The 19637-nt window shown below is 62.7% G+C and carries 17 protein-coding genes; 10 read left to right on the forward strand and 7 right to left on the reverse strand.

Annotated elements, in window-relative coordinates:
- Nucleotides 1–76: 76 nt before the first annotated feature.
- Complete coding sequence (locus HRH33_RS17070; protein ID WP_167417744.1) at nucleotides 77–1711, reverse strand: AMP-binding protein; 1635 nt, start codon at nucleotides 1709–1711, stop codon at nucleotides 77–79.
- 150 nt (nucleotides 1712–1861) lie between these two features.
- Between HRH33_RS17070 and HRH33_RS17075 the strand changes: the two genes are divergently transcribed.
- The 4 genes from HRH33_RS17075 to HRH33_RS17090 are packed head-to-tail and all read left to right on the forward strand — an operon-like array spanning nucleotide 1862 to nucleotide 7388.
- A complete protein-coding gene (locus HRH33_RS17075) occupies nucleotides 1862–3025 on the forward strand; it encodes an isovaleryl-CoA dehydrogenase (protein ID WP_167417743.1) in 1164 nt (387 codons plus the stop codon).
- 11 nt (nucleotides 3026–3036) lie between these two features.
- Nucleotides 3037–4644 carry a carboxyl transferase domain-containing protein gene (locus tag HRH33_RS17080; RefSeq protein ID WP_167417742.1) on the forward strand — a complete coding sequence of 536 codons (1608 nt, stop codon included), beginning with the start codon at nucleotides 3037–3039 and terminating at the stop codon, nucleotides 4642–4644.
- A gap of 15 nt (nucleotides 4645–4659) precedes the next feature.
- Nucleotides 4660–5466: a gamma-carboxygeranoyl-CoA hydratase gene (locus tag HRH33_RS17085; protein WP_034114241.1), complete on the forward strand. Its 807-nt coding sequence runs from the start codon at nucleotides 4660–4662 to the stop codon at nucleotides 5464–5466.
- Nucleotides 5463–7388, forward strand: a complete 1926-nt coding sequence (locus HRH33_RS17090; protein ID WP_167417741.1) for an acetyl/propionyl/methylcrotonyl-CoA carboxylase subunit alpha — start codon at nucleotides 5463–5465, stop codon at nucleotides 7386–7388. Before HRH33_RS17085 ends, HRH33_RS17090 begins: the two co-directional genes overlap by 4 nt.
- Here HRH33_RS17090 and HRH33_RS17095 read toward each other — a convergent pair.
- Nucleotides 7385–8020: a LexA family protein gene (locus HRH33_RS17095; RefSeq protein WP_123479692.1), complete on the reverse strand. Its 636-nt coding sequence runs from the start codon at nucleotides 8018–8020 to the stop codon at nucleotides 7385–7387. The two genes, HRH33_RS17090 and HRH33_RS17095, sit on opposite strands and share 4 nt — an antisense overlap.
- A gap of 131 nt (nucleotides 8021–8151) precedes the next feature.
- Between HRH33_RS17095 and HRH33_RS17100 the strand changes: the two genes are divergently transcribed.
- On the forward strand, nucleotides 8152–8502 hold the full coding sequence (locus HRH33_RS17100; protein WP_034098818.1) for a DUF6124 family protein: 351 nt from the start codon (nucleotides 8152–8154) through the stop codon (nucleotides 8500–8502).
- 465 nt (nucleotides 8503–8967) lie between these two features.
- Complete coding sequence (locus HRH33_RS17105; RefSeq protein WP_034138627.1) at nucleotides 8968–10119, forward strand: M14 family metallopeptidase; 1152 nt, start codon at nucleotides 8968–8970, stop codon at nucleotides 10117–10119.
- 18 nt (nucleotides 10120–10137) lie between these two features.
- Here HRH33_RS17105 and HRH33_RS17110 read toward each other — a convergent pair whose 3' ends face one another.
- The 4 genes from HRH33_RS17110 to HRH33_RS17125 all read right to left on the reverse strand — a co-directional run bounded on the left by HRH33_RS17110 (nucleotide 10138) and on the right by HRH33_RS17125 (nucleotide 14722).
- Entirely contained in the window at nucleotides 10138–10677 is a 540-nt protein-coding gene (locus tag HRH33_RS17110) for a cytochrome b (protein WP_167417740.1), read from the reverse strand.
- Nucleotides 10674–11756: a catalase family peroxidase gene (locus tag HRH33_RS17115; RefSeq protein ID WP_167417739.1), complete on the reverse strand. Its 1083-nt coding sequence runs from the start codon at nucleotides 11754–11756 to the stop codon at nucleotides 10674–10676. The genes HRH33_RS17110 and HRH33_RS17115 overlap by 4 nt, the downstream gene beginning before the upstream one ends.
- 115 nt (nucleotides 11757–11871) lie before the next feature.
- Entirely contained in the window at nucleotides 11872–13149 is a 1278-nt protein-coding gene (locus HRH33_RS17120; protein WP_167417738.1) for a hypothetical protein, read from the reverse strand.
- Nucleotides 13142–14722 carry an amino acid adenylation domain-containing protein gene (locus HRH33_RS17125; RefSeq protein WP_167417737.1) on the reverse strand — a complete coding sequence of 527 codons (1581 nt, stop codon included), beginning with the start codon at nucleotides 14720–14722 and terminating at the stop codon, nucleotides 13142–13144. The genes HRH33_RS17120 and HRH33_RS17125 overlap by 8 nt, the downstream gene beginning before the upstream one ends.
- A 193-nt stretch (nucleotides 14723–14915) precedes the next feature.
- Here HRH33_RS17125 and HRH33_RS17130 point away from each other — a divergent pair, with 193 nt between their 5' ends.
- From HRH33_RS17130 to HRH33_RS17145, 4 genes are all read left to right on the forward strand, one after another.
- Entirely contained in the window at nucleotides 14916–15422 is a 507-nt protein-coding gene (locus tag HRH33_RS17130) for a sigma-70 family RNA polymerase sigma factor (RefSeq protein ID WP_034114253.1), read from the forward strand.
- Nucleotides 15419–16156 carry an anti-sigma factor family protein gene (locus HRH33_RS17135; RefSeq protein ID WP_167417736.1) on the forward strand — a complete coding sequence of 246 codons (738 nt, stop codon included), beginning with the start codon at nucleotides 15419–15421 and terminating at the stop codon, nucleotides 16154–16156. Before HRH33_RS17130 ends, HRH33_RS17135 begins: the two co-directional genes overlap by 4 nt.
- Nucleotides 16157–16264: 108 nt before the next feature.
- On the forward strand, nucleotides 16265–17359 hold the full coding sequence (gene zapE, locus HRH33_RS17140; RefSeq protein WP_123479686.1) for a cell division protein ZapE: 1095 nt from the start codon (nucleotides 16265–16267) through the stop codon (nucleotides 17357–17359).
- 39 nt (nucleotides 17360–17398) lie between these two features.
- Entirely contained in the window at nucleotides 17399–18706 is a 1308-nt protein-coding gene (locus tag HRH33_RS17145; protein ID WP_167417735.1) for a protein kinase, read from the forward strand.
- A gap of 169 nt (nucleotides 18707–18875) precedes the next feature.
- On the opposite strand, the gene HRH33_RS17150 is transcribed toward HRH33_RS17145, so the two are convergent.
- The gene (locus HRH33_RS17150; RefSeq protein WP_034098834.1) at nucleotides 18876–19583 is read right to left on the reverse strand and encodes a YebC/PmpR family DNA-binding transcriptional regulator; all 708 of its coding nucleotides are present in this window, start codon (nucleotides 19581–19583) and stop codon (nucleotides 18876–18878) included.
- Nucleotides 19584–19637 lie beyond the last annotated feature (54 nt).

Consider the following 19637-nt stretch of genomic DNA (forward strand, 5'->3'; position numbering starts at 1 on the left):
TCGCCTTCGAGTAGCGGAATAATCCGCCACTCTAGGCAGCTGGCGCAGGCCGAACGCGGTAGCCCAGCACCCCGTTTCAGCGCTCGGTGCTCAATTCCTGGAGGCTGATCTCGCGCATGCGAAACTTCTGGATCTTGCCCGTGACGGTCATCGGAAACTCATCCACGAACTTGAAGTGCTTAGGCGTCTTGAAGTGCGCAATGCGACCCTTGCACCAGCCCTGCAAATCCAGCTCATCGGTCGCGTGGCCCGGATGGAGTTTGATCCAGGCGACGATTTCTTCGCCGTAGCGCGCATCCGGAATGCCGATCACCTGCACATCGGCCACCGCCGGGTGGGTGAAGAAAAACTCCTCCAGCTCGCGCGGGTACACGTTCTCGCCGCCGCGAATGATCATGTCCTTATTGCGTCCAGCGATGCGCACATAGCCGTGCTCATCCATGCTTGCCAGATCGCCGGTGTGCATCCAGCCGGCCTCGTCGATGGCCTCGCGGGTTGCCTCGGGATTATTCCAGTAGCCGAGCATGACGCTGTAGCCTCGGGTGCACAGCTCGCCGATTTCACCGCGCGCGACGGTGTTGCCATCGATGTCGATGATCTTGGTTTCCAACTGCGGTTGGGTGCGGCCGACGGTGGTGACCCGGCGCTCCAGATCATCCTGCGGCCCAGTCTGCAACGACACTGGGCTGGTTTCGGTCATACCGTAGGCGATCTGCACTTCACCCATGTGCAACTCGCTGATCACGCGGCGCATCACTTCGATGGGGCACGTGGCGCCGGCCATGATGCCGGTGCGCAGGCTGGACAGCTCAAACTCACCGCGCTGCGGGTGATCAAGTAACGCGATAAACATGGTGGGCACGCCATACAGGCCAGTGGCGCGTTCTTCGGCGACGGCGCTGAGGGTCAGCAATGGGTCGAAGCCGTCGTTCGGGTAGATCATGGCGGTGCCATGGGTGATACAGCCCAGGTTGCCCATCACCATGCCAAAGCAGTGATACAGCGGCACCGGGATCACCAAGCGATCCTGGGCGGTCAGGCCCAGGCTCTCACCGACCATGTAGCCGTTATTGAGAATATTGTGATGACTGAGCGTGGCCCCCTTGGGGAACCCGGTGGTGCCGGAGGTGTACTGGATATTAACGGCTTGGTCGAAGTGCAGGCTGGCCTGGCGCTGGTGCAGTTGCTCGGGCGTTACCTCGGCGCCGAGGGCGGCCAGCGTCGACCAGGGCATAAAGCCTGCCGGCGGGCTGGGATCAAGGCTGATGACGCCGCGCAGGTCGGGTTGCAGGTCCTGGAGCATTCCGTGGTAATCGGAACCCTTGAACGCCCCGGCGCACACCAGCCACTGACAACCGGACTGTTTGAGCACGTAGTCCAGCTCGCTGGTGCGGTACGCCGGGTTGATATTGACCAGGATCACGCCGAGCTTGGCGCTGGCAATCTGGCTGATCAACCACTCGGCGCAGTTCGGCGCCCAGATGCCCAAGCGGTCGCCGGTCTGCAGGCCCAAGGCGAGGAATGCGCGGGCGTGCAGGTCGACGGTATCGGCCAGTTGCCGCCAGGTATAGCGCCGTGACTGATGACGCACCACCAGCGCTTCGCCATCGGGGAATTGCGCCACTGTGCGATCGAAGGCCTGGCCGATGGTCATGGCCAGTAAGGCTTTGTCCTGGGAGCCACGGCTGTAGCTCTGATGCGGTTGATCCATAACGACCCCTGTTATCTTTTTTGTAGGTTGACGTAAACGTAAACTACGATTGACAGCGTCACAACGCAAGCTTACGTTAACGTAAAGGTGAGCGCCCTCCCCTGGCGCGCCGACCACACAACAACAAAGCTCACATTAAGGTGCCTGTCCATGAGTTACCCGTCCCTGAACTTCGCCCTCGGCGAAACCATCGACATGCTGCGCGACCAGGTGCAGTCCTTCGTGGCCAAAGAGATCGCACCGCGCGCGGCGCAAATCGACAGCGACAACCTGTTCCCCGCCGACCTGTGGCGCAAATTCGGGGACATGGGCCTGCTCGGCATCACCGTACCGGAAGAGTACGGCGGCGCCGGCCTGGGTTACCTGGCGCATGTGGTGGCCATGGAAGAAATCAGCCGTGGCTCGGCATCGGTGGCGTTGTCCTACGGCGCTCACTCCAATCTCTGTGTGAATCAGATCAACCGCAACGGTAACCACGCACAGAAGCTCAAATACCTGCCCAAACTGATCAGCGGCGAACACGTCGGCGCCTTGGCCATGAGCGAGCCGAACGCCGGCTCCGATGTGGTCTCGATGAAGCTGCGCGCCGACAAGCGCGGCGACCACTATGTGCTCAACGGCAGCAAGACCTGGATCACCAACGGTCCCGATGCCAACACCTATGTGATTTACGCCAAGACTGACTTGGAAAAAGGCCCACATGGCATCACCGCGTTTATTGTCGAGCGCGACTGGAAGGGCTTCAGCCGTAGCAACAAGTTCGACAAATTGGGCATGCGCGGCTCCAACACCTGCGAGCTGTTTTTCGATGACGTCGAAGTGCCCGAAGACAACATCCTCGGCGTGCTCAATGGCGGCGTGAAAGTGTTGATGAGCGGCCTGGACTATGAGCGCGTGGTGCTCTCCGGCGGCCCCACCGGGATCATGCAGGCGTGCATGGACCTGATCGTGCCGTACATCCACGACCGCAAGCAATTCGGCCAAAGCATCGGCGAGTTCCAGTTGATCCAGGGCAAAGTCGCCGATATGTACACCCAACTCAACGCCAGCCGTGCCTATCTGTATGCGGTGGCCCAGGCCTGCGAACGTGGCGAGACCACGCGCAAGGACGCCGCCGGGGTGATCCTCTACAGCGCCGAACGGGCCACGCAAATGGCCCTGGATGCGATCCAGATTCTCGGTGGCAACGGCTACATCAACGAATTCCCCGCCGGGCGCCTGTTGCGCGATGCCAAGCTGTATGAAATCGGCGCCGGCACCAGTGAAATCCGGCGGATGCTGATCGGTCGCGAACTGTTCAACGAAACTCGCTGAGGGCACGCGCCATGGCCACCTTGCACACCCAGCTCAACCCGCGCTCGGCGGAGTTCGCCGCCAACACCGCGGCGATGCGCCAACAGGTCGACGCCCTGCACACTCTGCTCGCTCACGTGCAGCAAGGCGGCGGCGCCAAGGCTCAAGAGCGGCACACCTCACGGGGCAAACTGTTGCCGCGCGAACGCATCAATCGCCTACTCGATCCGGGCTCGCCGTTTCTTGAACTCAGCCAACTCGCCGCCTATCAGGTCTACGGCGAAGACGTGCCCGCGGCCGGCGTCATCGCCGGAATCGGTCGCGTCGAAGGCGTGGAGTGCATGATTGTGGCCAATGACGCCACGGTCAAAGGCGGTTCCTACTACCCGCTGACCGTGAAAAAACACCTGCGCGCCCAGACCATCGCCGAGCAGAATCGCCTGCCGTGCATCTACCTGGTGGACTCCGGCGGCGCCAACCTGCCGCGTCAGGACGAGGTGTTTCCCGACCGCGAGCACTTTGGGCGGATCTTTTTCAACCAAGCCAATATGAGCGCCCAAGGCATCCCGCAGATCGCCGTGGTGATGGGCTCATGCACCGCCGGCGGCGCCTATGTGCCGGCCATGGCCGACGAAGCCATCATGGTGCGCCAGCAGGCCACGATCTTTCTGGCCGGCCCGCCGTTGGTGAAGGCCGCCACCGGGGAAGTGGTCAGCGCCGAAGACCTTGGCGGCGCGGATGTGCATTGCAAAATTTCGGGCGTGGCCGACCACTATGCCGACAGCGATGAACACGCCCTGGCCCTGGCCCGCCGCAGCGTGGCCAACCTCAATTGGCACAAACAGGGCCAGTTGCTGCAACGTACGCCGGTGGCACCGCTGTACAGCGGCGAAGAGTTGTACGGCGTGATTCCGGCCGACCCTAAACAGCCGTTCGAAGTACGCGAAGTGATCGCGCGACTGGTGGACGGTTCGGTGTTCGATGAGTTCAAGGCGCTGTTCGGCACCACGCTGGTGTGCGGTTTCGCCCATCTGCACGGCTACCCGATTGCGATCCTGGCCAACAACGGAATCTTGTTCGCCGAAGCCGCGCAGAAAGGCGCGCACTTTATTGAACTGGCCTGCCAGCGCGGCATCCCCCTGCTGTTCCTGCAGAACATCACCGGCTTTATGGTCGGACAGAAATACGAGGCCGGCGGCATTGCCAAGCACGGCGCCAAACTGGTGACGGCAGTGGCCTGCGCCAAGGTGCCCAAATTTACCGTGATCATCGGCGGCAGCTTTGGTGCCGGTAACTACGGCATGTGCGGTCGCGCCTATGACCCGCGCTTTTTGTGGATGTGGCCGAACGCGCGTATCGGCGTGATGGGCGCCGAACAGGCGGCCGGCGTGCTGGTGCAGGTCAAGCGCGAGCAGGCCGAACGCGCGGGCGCCGGGTTCAGTGCCGAGGAGGAAGCGGCGATCAAGCAGCCGATCCTCGACCAGTACGAAACCCAGGGGCACCCCTACTATTCCAGCGCGCGCCTGTGGGATGACGGCGTGATCGATCCGTTGCAGACCCGCGACGTGCTGGCCCTGGCCCTGTCCGCGGCCTTGAACGCCCCCATCGAGCCGAGCCGCTTCGGCGTGTTCCGCATGTAAATGGAGCAGCACCCCATGAGCGATTTCAACACCCTCGAACTGATCGCCGACCGCCGTGGCTTTGCCACGCTGTGGCTCAGTCGTGAAGCCAAGAACAACGCGTTCAATGCCGAGATGATCCGCGAGCTGATCATCGCCCTCGACCAGGTGCAGGGCGATGCTTCCCTGCGGTTCCTGGTGCTGCGCGGGCGCGGTAAGCATTTCAGCGCCGGGGCCGACCTGGCCTGGATGCAGCAATCGGCCGAGCTGGATTACCACACCAATCTCGACGACGCCCGCGAACTGGCGGAACTGATGTACAACCTGGCCAAGCTGAAAATCCCCACCCTGGCGGTGGTGCAAGGTGCAGCCTACGGCGGCGCCCTGGGCTTGATCAGTTGCTGCGACATGGCCATCGGCGCCGACGATGCGCAGTTCTGCCTGTCGGAAGTGCGCATCGGCCTGGCGCCGGCGGTGATCAGCCCGTTCGTGGTGCAAGCCATCGGCGAACGCGCGGCACGGCGCTACGCCCTCACCGCCGAGCGCTTCGGCGGCCAGCGCGCGCGGGAGATCGGCCTGTTGGCTGAAAGCTACCCGGCGGACGAGCTGGAGATTCACGTCGAACACTGGATAGCCAACCTGCTGCATAACAGCCCGGCGGCGATGCGCGCCAGCAAGGATCTGCTGCGTGAAGTCGGCAACGGCGCCCTCACCCCGGCGTTGCGCCGCTACTGCGAAAACGCCATCGCCCGCATCCGCGTCAGCCCCGAGGGCCAGGAAGGCTTGCGCGCCTTCCTGCAAAAACGTCCACCGAGCTGGCAAGCGCAGGAGCCGCGTTCATGAGTACTTTGACCCGCATACTGGTGGCCAACCGGGGTGAAATCGCCTGTCGCGTGATGCGCACCGCCAAGGCCATGGGGCTGACCACGGTGGCCGTGCACAGCGCCATCGACCGCGACGCGCGCCATTGCCGCGAAGCGGATATCTGCGTCGACCTGGGGGGCAGCAAGGCCAGCGACAGTTACCTGCAAATCGACAAACTGATCGCTGCCGCCCAGGCCAGCGGCGCCCAGGCGATTCATCCGGGCTACGGGTTTCTCTCGGAAAACGCCGGGTTCGCCCGCGCCATCGAAGCCGCCGGTTTGATCTTCCTCGGCCCGCCCGCCTCTGCCATCGACGCCATGGGCAGCAAATCCGCAGCCAAAGCGTTGATGGAAACCGCCGGCGTGCCCCTGGTACCGGGTTACCACGGCGAGGCCCAAGACCTGGAGACTTTCCGCGACGCCTGTGCCCGCATCGGTTACCCGGTGCTGCTCAAGGCCACGGCCGGCGGCGGCGGCAAAGGCATGAAAGTGGTCGAGGATGTCAGCCAATTGGCCGACGCCCTGGCCTCTGCCCAGCGCGAGGCGTTGTCGTCATTTGGCAACGCCCAGATGCTGGTGGAGAAATACCTGCTCAAGCCCCGTCATGTGGAAATCCAGGTTTTCGCCGACCAGCACGGGCACTGCCTGTACCTGAATGAACGGGATTGCTCGATTCAGCGCCGTCATCAGAAGGTCGTGGAGGAAGCTCCGGCCCCCGGTTTGAGCGCTGAACAGCGCCGTGCCATGGGCGAGGCTGCCGTGCGGGCGGCCCAGGCGATCGGCTATGTCGGCGCCGGCACCGTGGAGTTTTTGCTCGACGCGCGCGGCGAGTTCTTCTTTATGGAGATGAATACGCGGTTGCAGGTCGAACACCCGGTCACCGAAGCGATTACCGGTCTGGACCTGGTGGCCTGGCAGATCCGCGTGGCCCAGGGCCAGGCGCTGCCGATCACCCAGGCACAGGTGCCCTTGATCGGGCATGCCATCGAAGTGCGTCTGTATGCCGAGGACCCGGCCAATGATTTTCTGCCCGCCACCGGGCACCTGGCGCTGTACCGCGAATCCGCTCCCGGCCCTGGGCGCCGCGTGGACAGCGGCGTGAGTGAGGGGGACAGCGTTTCGCCCTTCTACGATCCGATGTTGGGCAAGTTGATTGCCTGGGGCGAGGACCGTGAACAGGCGCGCCTGCGCTTGCTGAGCATGCTCGACGAATTCGCCGTGGGCGGGCTGAAGACCAACCTGGGCTTCCTGCGGCGCATTATTGGGCACCCGGCATTCGCCGCAGCCGAACTGGATACCGGGTTTATTCCGCGCTATCAGGAACAATTGCTGCCGCCGACCGGCGCGCTGAGTGATGATCTCTGGCAGGCCGCAGGTGCCGCGCTGATGCACAGCCTGCCCGCCGGCGACGGCCCGTGGGCAGACACCCGTGGCTTTCGCGCGGGGTTGCCCGCTGAGGTTTCGTTGCACTTGAGCTGCAACGGGCAGGACCGACTGGTGACCCTGGCGCCGGACATTACGCAGTTGCACGGCGAGCAGTTGAGCATCGAGCGCGATGGCGTGCGTCGCAGCTATCTGGCGGTCCGGCACGATGGCGGCGTGTTTGTACGCTGGGACGGTGAAATGCATGGGGTCAGTCTGTTCGACCCGATTGCCGCCGTGGAGGCCAACCAATCCCATCAGGGTGGCCTGACGGCGCCCATGAACGGCAGCATTGTGCGGGTGCTGGTGCAAGCCGGCCAGGCGGTCGAGGCCGGTACGCAACTGGTGGTGCTCGAAGCGATGAAGATGGAACACAGCATCCGTGCTCCCGAAGCCGGGGTGGTCAAGGCGCTGTTCTGTCAGGAAGGCGAAATGGTCGCCGAAGGCTGCACGCTGGTGGAGCTGGAAACGGCGGACTAGAACCTCGCCATGGCCTGCACCACTACACCGAGGATGCGACACGCCTCGGTGAACAGCTGTTTAGGGTACGTGGGGTTGAGCGGCACCAGGTAGAGCTGGCCGCTCTCCTCCCGTAACTGGCGGAAGGTCGCGTGAGGGTTGTCGGCCCATTGCGCGACCACCAGTTTACCGGGGCCGGCACTGACGGCCGGGTCTACCAGGATCATCATGCCTGCGCCGATGCTCAAGCCGCTGGGCGCGGTCATGGCATCGCCCGTGACCGGCAGCCAGAAGGCGTCGCCCCTGGCATGATAATCCGTGGTTTCATAGCGCGCGCCAGCATAGGCCGGGCGCTCCTCGCGGGCTTCGCACAGGCCTCTCCATTCGTTGACGGGGTAGCGGAAAAACGCCGTGTGCCGTGGCGTCGGCACTGCCGGTTCGGCGCGACGCTCGCGCACTTCCTGCACCACTTCCAGATCACCCAGACCCAATGCTTCCAGCACCCGGTTCATGTCCTCCAGGCTCGGCACGCGACGCTTGTTGAGCCAATGACCGACGCCCCCCTGGGACATGCCCAAGCGCTCAGCCAGTTCACCTTGCGTGACCTTGCGGTCTTTCATGTTGGCCCTGACCAACGCGATCCATTTATCCATGGGGCCAGACAATACGTCAGGTATTTTTCAGGGCAATAAACAGTTTGTAGTAATCCATAAAACGACATAAATACGATACGTACTATTATCAGGCATAAGGTTTTCAACACCCACCCAGAGTACTGCCCCTTATGACGACGAGCCCGTACCTCCTGCCTGAACCCGCTGAAAACGATGAGCTGCAAGACCTGCGCAGCAGCGGCGCCGCCCAGCGCGCGCTGGATTTCTACCTGAAAGAAGAGATGTCGACGCCGGTGGCGAACGAGGCGTTGTTCGCCATCAAAGCGGGTATCAGTCAGGAAGAAGCCTTGATACATGCCTCGGACCTGCTGCGCAGCGCGGCGGCCACTGCGTATGAATCCGCGAGCAACCACCAGGGTAATCAGCGGGACCTGGCGTTTTCAGTGGTGTATTTGATCGATATGGCGAAGGCGATGGTCGAGCGGTCGTTGCAGGTGCGCGAAGCGCAGGCGGACAGCTGATCGGCGCAAAGGAAAAATATTTCTATCCCACGGATAAAAACATTTGACTTGCAAATGATAATGATTATTATTGAACCCAGCTGATCGCGAGATCAGTCGATAAACCAAGAGACCTTAGGTCGGACTCTTGGAATATCTCCTCATCAGGCTAATCACGGTTTTTGACCCGGCTCTTTGGCCGGGTCTTTTTTTTGCCAGTTTCCCTGGCATGGCTTCAGGCTAATGAAGACTGTGTGTTGCGTGATGGCGCGCATGGTAGCAAAAGACCATCGCCGAATGAAAGCTACCCAAAGGCTCTGGCTCACATCTTTGGGAAATAGCGCTTGAGAATCAATCTCATAAATTCTAAGCTGCGGCGGCGTCAAGGATGATGCCCCCCTCCCTGCGCAACAATTTTGCATCCAGGCTTTACCGGACTCCTGTGTAATATAGCCGCCACAATACTCATAATCAGGCAACCAGACTATGACAGTGGCCTTGACCTCCATCAGAATCAGTACCGACTTCGACAGTGGCAATATCCAGGTGCTGGACGCCAGCGATGCCTATCAATTGCTGCTGGCGATCAAACCCGACACACGCAGCCAGCATTTCCAGTGGTTTCACTTCAAGGCCGAGGGTATGCATGTGGGCCATACCCACACCTTCCGCTTGAGCAATGCCGGGCGCTCTTCATATCCCCATGCCTGGAGCGGCTACAACGCCGTAGCCTCCTACGACCACGTCAACTGGTTCCGCGTGCCGACACGCTTCGATGGCGAAATCCTGCACATCAGCCTGGAGACTCGCGAGAAGCACGCCTGGTTCGCCTACTTCGAACCCTACAGCCGCGAACGTCATGATGGCTTGATCGAGCAGGCGCTCAAACACACCGGCACCCAATTGCTGGCCACCGGCAAGAGTGTCGAAGGCCGCGACATTCAGTTGCTGCGTCGGGGCAAAGGCGGCGAAGGACGACGCAACGTATGGATCATCGCCCAGCAACATCCGGGCGAACACATGGCCGAATGGTTTATGGAAGGGATCATCGAACGCTTGCAACAGGACGGCGATGCCGAGCTGAAAAAACTGCTGGCGGTGGCTGACCTGTACCTGGTGCCGAATATGAATCCGGACGGCGCCTTCCACGGGCACCTGCGCACCAACGCCATGGGCCAGGACCTCAACCGCGCGTGGCAGAGCGCGAGCCAGGACCTCAGCCCGGAAGTACTGTTCGTGCAACAGCAGATGGAACAGTACGGCGTGGACCTGTTCCTGGATATCCACGGTGACGAAGAAATCCCCTATGTATTCGCCGCTGCCTGCGAAGGCAACCCAGGCTACACGCCGCGCATCGAAGCCCTGGAAAAACACTTTCGCAGCCACCTCAGCGGCTTGACCCGTGACTTCCAGACCACTCATGGCTACACCCGCGACCTGCCGGGCGAAGCCAACATGACGTTGGCCTGCAATGCGGTCGGCCAAAAGTACGATTGCCTGTCGCTGACCTTGGAAATGCCCTTCAAGGACAACAACGACGCGCCCAACCCGAAAACTGGCTGGTCGGGCGAGCGCTCGAAACAGCTGGGCAAGGATGTACTGAGCAGCGTCGCCGATATCGTCGGCCTGTTGCGCTGACAGCAACGCGCCCCGGCATCAGTCCTTGGTGCCGGTCATGCTCTGCAATACACCATCGCGTCGGATCAGCCCATGAAACAACGCCGCCGCCAGGTGCACCAACACCGTGAGAAACAGCAGGTACGCCAGGTACCCGTGGGCCTTACGCAGCAGCGCGAACAACGGTGCGTTCGCCTCCACTAGCGCCGGTAGTCGTACGGAGCTGCTGAGCATCACCGGGTCGCCCGCCGCTGAAATCATCGCCCAGCCCAGCAGCGGCAATGCCAGCATCAAACCATACAACATCAGGTGCGATGCCTTTGCTGCCAACACTTGCCACTGCGGCAAGTCCTGGGGCAGAGGCGGTTGCTGCGTGGAAAAGCGCACCGCCAGCCTGACGATAACCAGCACCAGAATCGCAATACCTAACGGTTTATGCAGTTGGATCAGCCAGGCATGCCGCTCCGACACAGAGGCCGCCAAGCCCGCGCCGATAAACAGCATGGCGATGACCATCAGCGCCATCAGCCAGTGCAGCAGGCGCGCCAAGGGCGCGAAGAATTGTGGAGAGGCCTTCATGGTTTCGACTCCTGTGGAGCATGGTGCAAGGGGCTGACCTCGCCGGCGCGGCGCAGGTAAGAACTGGCGTATGCCGCCGAGCGGGCCGCCAGCAAGGGGTCATTGGAGGCTTGAATACCGCTGGGCAGAATCAACGGATCGAAGTTGATATCGCGGCAGTCGCCGTCGGCCTGGGGCTGGCTGCTTTGCACCACCAGGGTACCGGCGTTCAGCACCGTATGGGGGCCGGACCAGGGTTTACTGGCATCGTCCAGCACGTCGCCGGGGTTGGCCAGGGTCATGTTCAACTGCCAGCGCAGCGGCCCGGCGGCCAGGCGCTGCACCAGGTCTTTCTCCAGGAAGTCCGCACCATCGACGATGGTCTCACCCACCGCGTCTTGGCTTTGGGGCACCACCGCCCAGCGCACGGCTTGACGCTTGCCCTCGGCGTTCACCAGATAAAACGCATTGATGCCGTTATAGGTTTCGGTCGCGTAACTGGCCGACGGTTTGGCGGTCTTGACCCATGCCAGGAACGGTGCGGCCTCCGGATGGGCGGCAAAAAAGGCCGGCATGTTCGCCGGGTTCGGCTTGCCGGTGGCCGGGTCCGGCGCGCCCGCCTTGAGCAACTGATAGAACGCCTCGGGCGTGCCCACCGGGAACACCGGCATGCTGTTCATGCCGGTGCGCCATTGCTGGCCGTTGGCCTGGCTGAACTGCACGGCAAAACTGCGGATCGGCACGCTGCTATCAGGCGCGTACGGGTTGCCGCTGGGCAAGGCGAAGCGGCCGATCAACGGGGTTTTGGCCTCGCTGAACACCTCGGCGCTCGAATAGGCGCGCGCCTCGGCAGAGCTTTGGAAGTAACCCGCCACGCACACGCCTTTGGCGTGGTTGCGCCGATAGCCAGGGTGCACGCCGTTGTTGGTTTCCAGGGCATTGACCAAGGTTTTAGGCCGCAGCCGCTGCGGGTCAAGTGTGCCATTGACGTAGGCAAACGCCGCGGCCAAACCGGCCACCACAACACCGATGGCAGCAAGACGCGCCACCAGGCTTGCGGTACTCAAGGCAGGACGGGGCGGTGATGGGTGATCCAGCATAAAAAACTCCAGGGCCAAGAGCCGCAGGGGGAAAGTGCTATGAGACGAATCCCACGTAGGCTTATTCCCACTTCACTGTAGTTTTTTTCAGCGGTACGACCTCACATGCCGCGCTTCAGGAATCCCAAATCGCGCCATAGGCCGCAATGCCCCTGGCTTCAAGCTCTTGCACCACATGGCGCGTCAATGCCTGGTTGGCTATACAGATCACCGCCTCCGCCCCGCAGGCCTGCACGGCGCCATAGGCCAGTTGTACCAAGTCGGGTTTGCCGCGTTCGGCGGTGTCCCAGATCAACGCCTGGGGGTGAGCCCGCAGAATCTCGTCGACCAGGGCATCGCCATAGGTCGCTCGTGGGCTGCGGGTCGACCAGATCAACTGGATCGGCACTTTGCGCGCCAACACGTGCGGCATCACCGGGCCGATCCCGCTGCCAGTGGCGACGTACACCACCGACTTGAACAGGGTTTCCACATTGGCCACTCCCGCGGTGGTAATGCCCTTGACCCACACATGACGGGGTAACGCGTCGATAAAGCGGCCCGTCCAATCCCCGGCCCGGGAGATGACCAAACGAAACCCCGCCTCCCCCGGGGCCGGAATATTGGCAAACGCGTGCCATTCCAACAGCGGGTGCCGGCTGATAGCAGTGGATGAACCGGCAAACGGCGTGGTGTGGGCGAACCGCGTAATCACCGCATGGGACGAAGGCCGTATGTGCTCCACCGCGACTTTGCGCAAGCGCAACCATGGCAGCACGATACTGATACTCACCAGCCCCAATAGCCAGAACGCGCCATTGTGCAACAGATCGGTGGGGCGTTCTGAGGAAGCCATCAGCGTCAGCGCCCAAAACAATCCCAATGCGGACCAGCCCGCAAAGCGGTGCACCCGCTCGAAAGCGTTGTGAAACCGGCTACGCACCCACGGCTGGGCCATGATCACCATCACCACCAGCAATCCCAGCAGCGCGCTGCCCAGCCATAATGCGCTCGACGCAACCGCCTCGGCCTGCGCCCACTGCGCCTGCATCATCGCCGCAAACCAAGCCGTGGCCGCCAGGGCCGCACCACTGTGCAACCCGCCCAGGTGATACACCTTCGCCGCGCTGCGCCGGATGCGCAGTGGCCAAGTGATCGGCACCCGCGTCGCCAGCCAGAACAGGGCATTGATCACGTACTGCTGACGAATCAGGGTCGCCAGGGACAGGTTGATCAGCACCATTTGCGAAAGCACCTGCACGTCAATACGCGGCCACCACCACAAGAACGTCCCGTTACCCAGCAACACCAACCCGGCGAGACGGTTGTAATAGGAAAACAGCGGCAACGCCCGCCAGCGTCGCCATAGCGCGGGCTTGGGCGGAACCACGGTACGGCTCAGGGCATCAAGCATGGCTGGCTCCCCCTTGCCGTTCCACGGCCCACTGCAACAGCAACGCCTTGTCGACCTTGCCCCTGGCGGTCAGCGGAAAATGCTCCAAGGCAACGATCAGCGACGGCACGCAGTAATACGCCAGCCGTTGCGCACACGCCTGTCGGCAGGATTCGATATCGGCGCTGGCCGGCGACACGAACGCCACCAGGCTTCGGCTGTCGAGCTTGAGGGTGACAGCCCGCGTGCATCCTTCGCCGGCCTCGATGGCTGAGGACACTGCATCCAGCTCTACACGAAACCCACGCACCTTGACCTGGTCATCCACGCGCCCCAGGTGTTCGAGCTGGCCGTCCGCCGTCCAGCGTCCCAGGTCGCGGGTGCGGAACATCAGGTTGTCGCCGCCCAGGAACGGATCGGGGCGATATCGCTCTTGGGTCAACGCCGGGTTGTTCAAGTAGCCGGCCGTGACGCCCAACCCACCGGCCCACATTTCCCCAGGTTGGCCCAGCTCACAGGCGCGCCCTTGTTCGTCGAGCACATACACCGTGTTGTTCGGGGTTGGCCGGCCGATGGTCAGCAAGGCGCCAGGCTCATGCCGGTGCAAGGTATTGACGATGGTGGTTTCGGTGGGCCCACAACCGTTGTAGAACGTGCAGTGCGCCGCCCACTGATCGGCCAAGGCCTGCGTGCAGGGCTCGCCGGCCACCGCGACCGTCTGCAGGTCGGGGCATTGGTGAGGACTCAAGGTCGCCAGGATTGAGGGTGTGGCAATCAACACATGACAGCGCGCGGCGGTCTGTGGGATGTCCTTGCCACGGATCAACAGCGTGGCACCGTGGGCCAGGCAACCGAGGATTTCCCAGGCAGCCATGTCAAAGCCGATATTGAGAACCTGCCCGACCTTGCGGCCCGGGGCCATGCCCATGCGGCCGGGCTCGGTCAACAGGATATTGCACAGGTTGCGGTGACTGACGCGCACGCCATTGGGACGCCCGGTGGTGCCGGACGTAAACAGCACAAAGCATAGGTCGTCAGGCTCTACCACCGCGAATGCCTGTTGGTTGTCCTGGGCAACTTCGGCTTCCTCCGCCAGGAATGCGTCCAGCCACAGGCACCGGTGAGCCGCTTCTGCGGGGATGCGTTCGGCCAGGTTCGACAGGGTCAGAATCACCGGACTACTCAGTGAGTCGAGGATCATCGCCAACTGCACAGGCGGTACAATCCGCGCATCCTGCGGCACATAGGCGGCCCCCACCTTCAATACCGCCAGCAAGCCCACCAGCATGGGAATGGACCGCTCGACGAACAACGCCACGGTATCGCCCTGCTTGACCCCGCGCTCAACCAACCGCGCGGCCAGCCGATTGGCCTGGCGGTTGAGTTGTTCATAACTGATCCGCTGCCCCGCCCACTCCGCCGCGATAGCCTGAGGCGCCCTCGCGGTGTGCGCTTCGATCGCCAGATGAATGCAGCCGTATTCCGGCTGAACAATGGCGCCGCAGCCCCATTGCTCGAAAATCACTTGCTGCGCCGCCGGCAAGTGCGCCAGTTCCGGCCGCAAATAAGATGCTTTGCCTGTCAGTAATGCCATCAATACGCCCTCGCCATTGCTGCCGATCCTGTACCGGCAGTCACGAAGCTGGATTGAGGTGGGCGTGGGGCATTACAGGCCTGTGGGCTATCCAGAGAGGGAGCACCCACAAGGGCAACATTTCTTTCAGGTAGGCATGGAATAACCTACGCGGGCGAACGTCTACTCTCACAACTGGCTAGACTGACCCACCATGCATGAACTCGACGAACCGCTACGCGAACTCCTGCCCCGGCTGCGGCGCTTTGCCGTGTCCCTGACGCGCAACACCAGCAGCGCCGACGATCTGGTGCAGGCCACCTTGGAGCGTGCAATCACCCGCTGGGGCGACAAACGCCCGGAAGGCGATCTGCGCGCGTGGCTGTTCTCGATCCTCTACCGGCAGTTTCTCGATGCCCAACGCCGTACCCGCCGTTATGCGCGCATGCTCGACTTCTTTACCGGACGCGAAGACGTGCAGCCCTCGGTCGAACGCACCGTGATGGCCCAGTCGACCCTGCAAGCCTTCGATCAATTGAACACCGAGCAACGCGCGCTGCTGCTGTGGGTGTCCGTGGAAGGTTTGAGCTACAAAGAAGTCGCCGAGATTCTCGACGTGCCCCTCGGCACCGTGATGTCGCGGTTGTCACGGGCGCGCCAGGCCCTGCGTCAACTCAGCGATGGCGAAATTGCCAGCCCTTCTCTGCGGATACTCAAATGATCAGCCTGCCTCCCAACGAACATGACTTACATGCCTACGTCGATCATCAGCTTTGCGAGAATGACCGGCGTGCCCTGGACACCTGGCTGGCGACCCACCCGGAGGTGGCGGCCCAAGTGCAGGCCTGGCAACAGGACGCACACGCATTGCGCGCAGCCTTGGGTGGCGCCCTGCAGCAGCCCGCCAACCCGCAGTTGGAGCCCGCGCTGATCCGCCAGCGCATCCGGCACAATACGCGTCGCCACTTGGCTACGGCAGCGCTGTTGCTGGTGGCGGTGAGCCTCGGCGGCTGGGGCGGCTGGCAGGCCCGCGAGGCGACTCAACCGCCGCTGCAACCCATGGCCGATGCCATGCAGGCGTTCCGCCTGTTCGCCCAGGACGGCATCCTGCCCGCCGACTACCGTGCTCAGGACAGCGGCACCATGCAAGCCTGGCTCGACCGTTACTTCCAACAGGCCCAGCGTTTGCCGGACTTGAGCCAGTCGGGCTTCACGCCGGTCAGCGGGCGTCTGCTCACCACCGATCAAGGCGCCGCTGCCATGGTGCTGTACCAGGACGCGCAAGGTCGGCGTATCAGTTTCTACATCCGCCCGCCGGGCCCGGACAACGGCTTCCTGCCCCGTGGCAGCCGCACCGCCGATGGGCTACAAGCGCAGTACTGGTCCGGTGGCGGCTATAACTACGCGGTGGTCAGCCCGGTGGATCACCCGGTGGCGCCGCTGCAGACCTTCTAGTCGTGGGGGTCATGCGTTTTCGAGATGGCCGATGCGCGCCTTCGCGATTGGTCAAAACGAGAAGAGCATCCTAAAGTGAGCGACCTTTGACCCACAGAGTGATCCGCAGTGGCCGTGCCGACTTTGATCCGTCGCCTGCTTGGTAAACAACGCGCGCCACGCAGCGACGCCTCCATCCCCGAGTTTTTTGCGCACAAAGCCCAACAACAGGGCTACACCCTCAGCGCCGGGCAGACCCGAGCGATTGCCGCCATGGCCCGCGAGACCGGCCACCTGCTCGACGGCCAAGCCACCCGTGGCCTGTACCTGCACGGGCCGGTGGGGCGCGGTAAGAGCTGGCTGTTGGACGGCTTTTTCCAGGCGCTGCCGCTGGCCGAGAAACAGCGGGTGCATTTCCACGATTTCTTCGCGCGCCTGCACCGGGGCATGTTCCAGCACCGTGAACAGGATGACGCGCTGGGCGTGACCCTCGATGAGCTGTTGGCAGACTGCCGGGTGCTGTGCTTCGACGAGTTCCACGTCCACGATATCGGCGATGCCATGCTTATCAGCCGATTGTTCAAAGCCCTGTTCCAGCGCGGCATGCTGGTGCTGGTCACCTCCAACTACGCGCCCGAAGGACTGCTGCCCAACCCGCTGTACCACGAGCGCTTCAAGCCGGTGATCGATCTGATCGCCGCGCGCATGGATGTGCTCGAAGTCAGCTCGCCCCAGGACTTTCGCAGCCTGCCCCAGGCCCATGCCACGCAGCGCTTTACCGCCGGCGTCTACCTGTGGCCAGGCACGGCCGCGCAGCGTGCGGCCCTCGGCCTGCCGGCGACCCAAGGCCCAGCGCAGCAGTTGCAGGTGGGCAATCGGCAACTGGTGTGTCGCCACCACCAAGCGCGCACCATCGTCTTCACCTTCGCCGATCTTTGCGAGCAATTGACGGCGGTGATGGACTACCTCTTGCTGTGCGAGACGTTCGATCACTGGATCATCGACGGCCTGCCCCACCTGGCGCAGTGCCCGATTGCCGTACAACAACGCTTCATCAATCTGGTGGACGTGCTCTACGACCGCGACAAACACCTGACCCTGATCGGCACCGAGCCCCTGGCCGACTGCCTGGCGGGCGAGGCCATCGACCTGGCCCGCACCGCCAGCCGCCTGAGCCAATTGCAACAGGTCGACCCGCAACCCGTGCCCGACCCGGTATCATGAGCGCCCTTTACGCCCCCTTGCCGAGTGACTGCGCCGTTCATGACTACCCTCGCCCAACTCAAGGCCGGCCAATTGGCCGGTATCACGCGCCTGGATCTTTCCTGCGGGCTCACCGAGTTTCCTCGGGAAATCTTCGAACTGGCCGACACCCTGGAAATCCTCAACCTCAGCGGTAACGCCCTGAGCCGCTTGCCGGACGACCTGCATCGCCTGCCGCACCTGCGCGTGCTGTTCTGCTCGGATAACGCCTTCACCGAACTGCCGACCTGCCTGGGTCAGTGCGCGAAATTGAGCATGATCGGCTTCAAGGCCAACCGGATCAGCCAAGTGCCCGCCGCCGCCCTACCGCCGCAGCTGCGCTGGCTGATCCTCACCGACAACTGCATCCGCCAGTTGCCCGAGGCGTTGGGTGAACGGCCATTGCTGCAAAAGCTGATGCTGGCCGGCAATCAACTGGAGCAACTGCCACGCAGCTTGGCTCAGTGCCACAACCTGGAGCTGATCCGAATCGCCTCCAATCGCCTCACCCACCTGCCGGACTGGCTGCTGTCACTGCCAAGCCTGACCTGGCTGGCTTATGCCGGCAACCCAGTGGAAATGGCAGTGCAAGTCCAGGCAGACGACACCACGCCGAATATTCCCTGGGGCGAATTGGCATTGGCCGACGTCCTTGGCGAAGGGGCTTCCGGCGTGATCCACAAAGCCTTGTGGAAACCCCAGGCCCTGCCGGTGGCGGTCAAGCTCTACAAAGGCACGATTACCAGCGACGGTTCACCGCTGCACGAAATGCAGGCCTGCATCGCCGCCGGGCGGCATCCCAACCTGATCAAGGTGCAAGGTCGCGTGGTCGGCCACCCCGATGACCAGGCCGCCTTGGTGATGGACCTGATCGAGCCGAGCTACCGCAACCTGGCCGCCCTGCCCAGCCTGGCGTCCTGCACGCGCGATATCTACGCGCCCGACACCCGCTTGAGCGTCGATGTCGCACTGCGCATAGCCCGTGGCATCGCTTCGGTGGCGGCGCATCTACACCGTCACGGCATCACCCATGGCGACCTGTACGCCCACAATATTCTGTGGAACGCGACGGGCGATTGTTTGCTGGGGGATTTTGGCGCGGCGTCATTCCATGCCGTGGCGGACACCGTGGAAACCCGATCATTGCAGCGCATCGAAGTGCGGGCCTTCGGGGTGTTGTTGGGGGAATTGCTGGAGCGGATCGAGGGGGAACCCGTAGATGCGGCACTGGTGGCGCTGCAGGCGCGCTGCTGTCAGCCGGACGTGCTGGCGCGGCCGGGGTTCGAAGAGATCGAGGCGTTGCTGCACGCCATCTGCAACTTTGACTAATTAAGGCAATGTCAGAGAGGGGCTCCAAAACAGCTCGGATAGAAAATTACACAGTGCCCGCTTAGCTGGCGGGTGTTAGAGCAAGCCCATCCAGCCTTTGATATTCACTGCCTGCCTGGATCAAAATGTGGGAGGGGGCTGGCCCCCTCCCACCTTGCTCAGCCGTCAATCAGCCCGCCAGGCCGACGAACATGTCCTGCACGTCGTCGTGGTTGTCCAAGCCTTCGAGGAAGGCTTCGACTTCAGCCATCTGCTCGTCGGTCAAACCACTCACCGGATTCTTCGAGATGTAGCCCAGCTTGGCCGATAGCACGGTGAAGCCTTGCTCCGGCAGGGCTTTTTGCACGGCGTCGAGGTCGGTGGTTTCGGTGATGAACAGGGTGGTGCCCTCTTCTTCGCCGTCCTCGAAATCCTGGGCGCCGGCTTCGATGGCGGCCATTTCAGGATCGGCGTCCGGGCTGTCCGGCGAGGCCTCGATCAGGCCGACGTGGTTGAAGTCCCAGGCTACCGAACCGGAAGCGCCCAGTTGGCCTTTGCGGAATGCCACGCGGATTTCCGCCACGGTGCGGTTGATGTTATCGGTCACACACTCGACGATCAGCGGAACCTGATGGGGCGCGAACCCTTCGTAGGTCACGCGGTGGTATTGCACGGTTTCGCCGAGCAGACCGGCGCCTTTCTTGATGGCGCGGTCCAGGGTTTCCTTGGGCATCGAGGCTTTTTTGGCCTGCTCCACCACCAGACGCAGGTGGGCGTTGGTCGCGGTGTCGGCACCGTTGCGCGCGGCGATGGTGATTTCTTTCACCAGCTTGCCGAAGATTTTGCCCTTGGCATTGGCTGCCGCTTCTTTATGTTTGACTTTCCACTGTGCGCCCATGACTCGCTCTCTTCTCGTCCATCGCGCCGAAACGTCTACTGGCCGGCGCTTTGG

Origin of the sequence: Pseudomonas rhodesiae (assembly GCF_013285305.1) — a bacterium.
In the GTDB taxonomy this organism is placed as follows: domain Bacteria; phylum Pseudomonadota; class Gammaproteobacteria; order Pseudomonadales; family Pseudomonadaceae; genus Aquipseudomonas; species Aquipseudomonas rhodesiae.